The sequence below is a fragment of the Protofrankia sp. Cr2 genome, assembly GCF_963555885.1.
Taxonomy (GTDB): domain Bacteria; phylum Actinomycetota; class Actinomycetes; order Frankiales; family Frankiaceae; genus Protofrankia.
Window position 1 is genome coordinate 1 of sequence record NZ_CAUVXG010000044.1, and the last position, 5,338, is coordinate 5,338.

Below are 5,338 nucleotides of genomic sequence, written 5' to 3' on the forward strand. Positions count from 1 at the left end.
GGCGACCCAGCCGGTGGGGCCGGGCACGTGGGCGCCGTTGACCGGGGATTTGTCGGTGTCGGCGACGGACGTGTCGATGCCGACCTACACCGGCAGCCTGACCGCCGGGCGGACCGCGACTTCGCTGGCGCCGGCGGCGGCGTCGTCGCTGCCGGCCGGAGTGTTCGGGCCGGGGTGGACGGCGGCCCTGCCCGGCCCGGCCGCGGGCTCGGCGGCCGAAACGCTGACCGACAGCACCGCCACGGGCGGGTATGCGACGTTGACCGGCGCCGACGGCGTCCAGTCGATCTACACCCGGACCGGCAGTGGAGGCTATCCATACAGCTATGCGGGGGTCGGGGACGCCGGGGTTGACGGTTCGGTGCTGGTCAAGGACTCGGCGACCCAGTTCACCGTCACCGACGCCGACGGTACCAAGACCGTGTACACGGCGAAGACGGTGGGCGCGGGCACGGTGTGGGTGGTCAGCCAGGTCGTCGAACCCGGCTCGAACAGCACTTCGACGTTCACCACCGACAGCTCCGGGCGGGTGACCCGGATCCTGGCCCCCGTGCCCGCCGGAATTAGCTGCACGACGCTGGTGGCGGGCTGCCGGGCGCTGGATGTCACCTACGCCGCCTCCACGACCGCGACCGGGACCGACCCGGGCACCTGGGGAGACTTCACCGGCCGGGTCTCCGCGCTGGCGATGAACCTCAACGGCGCCACCCCGGTGACCGTCGCCCGGTATCTGTATGACTCGACCGGGCATCTGCGCGCCGTCTGGGATCCGCGGCTGGACAACACCGACGGCTCGCACCTGCAGACCGTCTACTCCTACAACGCCCAAGGGCGGCTGGCGACGATCACTCCGCCGGGGCAGGCCGCCTGGACCATGAGCTACGACGGCACGGGTCGGCTGGCCAGCGTGTCGCGGCCGGATCCGTCCGGGCCGACCGCCACCCAGACGGTCGTCTACGACGTGCCGGTGTCGGGGACGGGGGCGCCGATCGATCTGTCCCCGAGCGCGGTCGCGGGCTGGGCACAGACCGATCTGCCGCTGTATGGGGCGGCGGTGTTCCCCGCCGGTCACGTGCCGGCAAGCCCGCCGACCAGCAGCGACTGGCCGTACGCGGACCTGACCTATGTGAATAGTGACGGCCGGCAGGTCAACACCGCCAGCTATGGGGCGGGGGCCTGGCAGATCAGTACGACGGAGCATGACGTCAAGGGCAACGTGATTCGTACGTTGGGTGCGGGGAACCGGGCGCAGGCGGTCACTCCGACGGCGGACACGGATCCGACGGTGACTGCGCTGACCGCGTCGGCGGCGCGCGCCCAGCAGCTCGACGACCAGACCGTGTACGCCGCGGACGGTGTCGAGGTGGTCGACAGCTACGGGCCGACCCATCAGGTGCTCCTCGACGACGGGTCGACGGTGTCGGCGCGGGCGCATGTGCACACCGACTACGACCAGGGCGCGCCGTCCGCGCCGACCCCGTACCGGCTGGCGACGACGGTCACGGCCAGCGCCCGGGTCGGCGGCATCAGCACGGGGACCGATCGGGACAGTCGGGTGACGGTCAACGGCTATGAAGCCAAGGCCGGCGCGGACCCGAACACCTCCGGGTGGATCCAGCGCAGACCCACCACGGTCACGGTGCAGATGGGGTCGGGGAACCCGACGGTCGCGCGGATCAGTTACTACAACACCGCCGGGCAGGTTGTCGAGTCGCGGATGCCGAAGGCGAACAGTGCCGGCACGGACGCGTTCACCACGGTGACCGCCTACTACACGGCGACTGGTAGCGGTGGCTGTGTGAACGCGGCGTGGACGGGGCGGCCGTGTACCAGTGGGCCGGCGGCGCAGCCGTCGTCGGGGAATCCGCTGGCGACGGTGAAGTACACCTACAACGACCTCGGCCAGGTGCTGACCGCGGTCGAAACGGTCAATGCGACGACCCGCACGGCCACGACCAGCTACGACGCGGCGGGGCGGAAGAGTTCCGCGGCGATCGCGGCGAGTCCTGCGGCGGACGGTGGCACCACCCTGCCGACGGTGACGTTTGCCTACAGCACGACGATGGGTCTGCCGACCAGCACCGGGGACGGCAGCACGACGCTGACCATCGGTTATGACAGTCTCGGCCGGGTCACCTCGCAGACCGACGCCGACGGCAACACCGCCACGACCGGCTACGACATCGACGGGCAGGTCACGTCGCGTGCCGACGGGAAGGGGACGGCGACCTACATCTACGATTCGGCGTCCGAGCATCGCGGGTTGGTGACCGCGTTGAACGTCGGCGCCGGTAGCGCGCCGTCGACGTTCTCCGGCTCCTACGACGCGGACGGGAAGCTGACCAGTCAGACGTATCCGAACGGGATCACGGCGACTACCCGGTTCGACAACGATGGCAACCCGACCGTGTTGACCTACGCCAAGTCGGGGACGACCTGGTTGGCGTTCAACCAGAAGCGGTCGGTGTTCGATCAGGTGCGGGCGGACGCCGGCCCGGCGAACAGCACCGGTTACACCTACGATCCGGCCGGCCGGCTGGTCCAGGCCGCGGATACCCGCGCCTACGGCGGTCCGGTGATCTGTTCCACCCGGCAGTACACCTACGACGCCGAGTCCAACCGGACGAGCCTGGTCAACCATCCCGACGCCGGGGGTAACCCGACGAGTGGGAACTGCTCGTCGACCACCACGCCCGATTTCACGTTGAACTCCACCTACGATCAGGCCGACCGGCTTACCAACTCCGGCTACACCTATGACCTGTTCGGCCGTACCACCGGGTTGACGGTGGCCGGTGGGGCGGCGGCGAGTGTCGGTTACTACGTCAATGACATGGTCGCCTCCCAGACTCAGGGGTCGACCAGCCGTAGCTACGCGTTGGATCCGGCGCGCCGCATCCGGTCGTGGACGCAAGGTTCGACGACGTCGACGAATCATTACGCCGACGGCGGGGACAGCCCGGCGTGGATCGGGGTGTCCGACGGCACGTGGACCCGGAATCTTGAAAGTATCGGTGGAGATCTGGCCGCGATCCAGGCTAGCACCGGCACGGTGACGGTCCAGTTGACGAACCTGCACGGGGACGTCGTGGCGACCGCCGATGACACGACCACCGTGAGCTCGATCGCCAGTTTCGCGGATAGCAACGAGTTCGGCTTACCGATTTTCGCCTCCGCCGCGTATTCCCGGTACGGCTGGCTCGGGGGCAAGGAACGCTCCGCGGACACCCTCGGCGGGCTGGTCCTGATGGGTGTCCGGTTGTACAACCCGCTGACCGGCCGGTTCCTGCAGGTCGACCCGCTCCCCGGCGGTAACGCCAACCCGTACGACTACTGCGCCGGTGACCCGATCAACTGCACCGATCTTAACGGCCAGTGGGGCTGGCGGTCGGTCCTCAAGTTCACAGCTGTCGCGGCCGGTGTGATCGGTGCCGTCGCATGCGGGGTATCGGTTGTATGCGGTGTCGCGGTGGGTATAGCGGCTGGTGCCGCAGCCTACGCGGCGGAGAACGCGGGAACCAGCAACTGGAGCTGGACGGGGTTTGCTGTCTCGGCGGCAGTCGGCGGCCTGCTGGCTGGTCCAGTTGCGCCGGCAGCCACGGAAGGTAGCGCCGTCTCCTTCGCAGGAGTGGCACGGTTCGCGAGACCAGCGCGGGCCACGACGTATGCTACAGGTGGAAAATTTTACCCTAGTCGTCGCGTCGCTATTGCTGCCGCAAAGCGTTTCGAGCGCCGGTATCGGCCGCGGGGGTGCGCCGTTTACAGGGGTCCTTGTGCTGCAGGTAATCATGTTCATGTGGATGTTTATAATGGTACTGGAAATCTTCGCTATACGATGCATTATCGGTGGCACTAACTGCATGGGTAGGATAGTAGGTCGTGGACCTGGAAGCTGTTCTTAACGAGTTTCTTCTTGTAGATGACTGGGCGCTCGCGAACGAGAGGTTTGATGCTGTAAGGGAGATTTTTGAGGCGAGACTATCGGGTGACATTATGATGCCTGGTTCTATACCAGCAGTAATCTCCCAGTTCGCCCGCGCGGGCAGTCGAGACGACGTTGAGTCGGCACTCGAGATAGTTGTGGAAACGGAGGCTCTTTATATGGACCATGAAAAGATGGTCGGACATCTGATTCTGGTGCACGGATTGAATCTATCCATGAACGAGTGCGGCGACTTTGATCGCATAATCGTACTTCATGGAAGTCTGCATCAAGCGACTGTCTGATGAAAAAGAGGAACGGGGAAGATTTTGATGAGTTTGATGGAAAATTTAGAAACAGAGTCCTCTTCGATCGACTATGGGATGGCGATGGGAAGCATTGGTATCGAGCTCGTGAATTTGGCTGGAGGTTGATAGGAGAAGCTCTTGGGATTGACTACGGCGAACATTGTTTTTTCGCCTTTCTTGATTCTTCTCGGCGACTCCAAGTATTAAATTACAATGAATATATAAATTTTGTGAAAGGGGTTGCCGGGCGAGTCAACTTTGTAGGAGCGCAAAAAAGAATTAATTCGGTAGATAGGTATTCTCTTACAAAATGGACGAGATCAAAAGAGATTCTATTTGTTATTGAAGAGGAGACATGAATCGCTCCGGGTTGTTTGGAGGATTTGGCCTTGGGCGTTGCTGACAGAGATTACCGATTGGAGTTCGAGTGTGAGTGGGACCGAGCTGTGGCTACGGTCTACTCGGTCTGTCGGTACGTGCCCGGCCTGATGTAGTGACGATGCCCCCGCCCGAGACGATCGGGTCGGGGGCATCGTTGTCTCCCGGGCCTGTCTCCCCGGTACCGAGACGGGCCCGGGGGCGTGCTGTCGGTGACGTCAGAAGCGCAGATCGCCGTGTTCGACGTCGTCGATAAAGGCGGCCCACTCCGTGCGGACGCCCGTTTCACCGACTTCACCGAAACCTGGGGCGGCCGCTACCCGGCCGTAATCCGTTTGTGGCGGAACGCCTGGGAAGAGTTCATTCCGTTCCTCGACTACGACGTCGAGATAAGGAAGGTGATCTGCACGACGAACGCGATCGAGTCGTTGAACTCCCGCTACCGGCGGGCGGTCCGTGCGCGGGGTCATTTCCCGACCGAGGACGCCGCGTTGAAATGCCTGTACCTGGTCACGCGTTCCCTCGACCCCACCGGCCGGGGCAGGGCACGCTGGATGATCCGTTGGAAGCCTGCCCTGAACGCCCTGGCGATCAGCTTCGAGGGACGCCTGACCCCGACTACCACCAACTGAGACCTCACTGAGTGCCACGACCAGTTACACCGAGCGTCGGACAGTCCCACGCCCGTGGGGGTGATCCGCCCGCGCAGCTGTCTTTGTGGGTGGGTGTC

General features: G+C 64.6%; 3 protein-coding genes and 1 pseudogene. All 4 read left to right on the forward strand.

The window, feature by feature from the left end:
- Positions 1-55: 55 nt before the first annotated feature.
- A complete protein-coding gene (locus U9978_RS17780; protein WP_322762268.1) occupies positions 56-3,856 on the forward strand; it encodes an RHS repeat-associated core domain-containing protein in 3,801 nt (1,266 codons plus the stop codon).
- Between the two features lie 23 nt (positions 3,857-3,879).
- Positions 3,880-4,227, forward strand: a complete 348-nt coding sequence (locus U9978_RS17785; RefSeq protein WP_322762269.1) for a hypothetical protein — start codon at positions 3,880-3,882, stop codon at positions 4,225-4,227.
- Positions 4,227-4,589 carry a hypothetical protein gene (locus U9978_RS17790; RefSeq protein ID WP_322762270.1) on the forward strand — a complete coding sequence of 121 codons (363 nt, stop codon included), beginning with the start codon at positions 4,227-4,229 and terminating at the stop codon, positions 4,587-4,589. The genes U9978_RS17785 and U9978_RS17790 overlap by 1 nt, the downstream gene beginning before the upstream one ends.
- Positions 4,590-4,880: 291 nt before the next feature.
- Positions 4,881-5,240: pseudogene (locus U9978_RS17795) on the forward strand (transposase); the annotation flags it as partial.
- Positions 5,241-5,338: the final 98 nt, after the last annotated feature.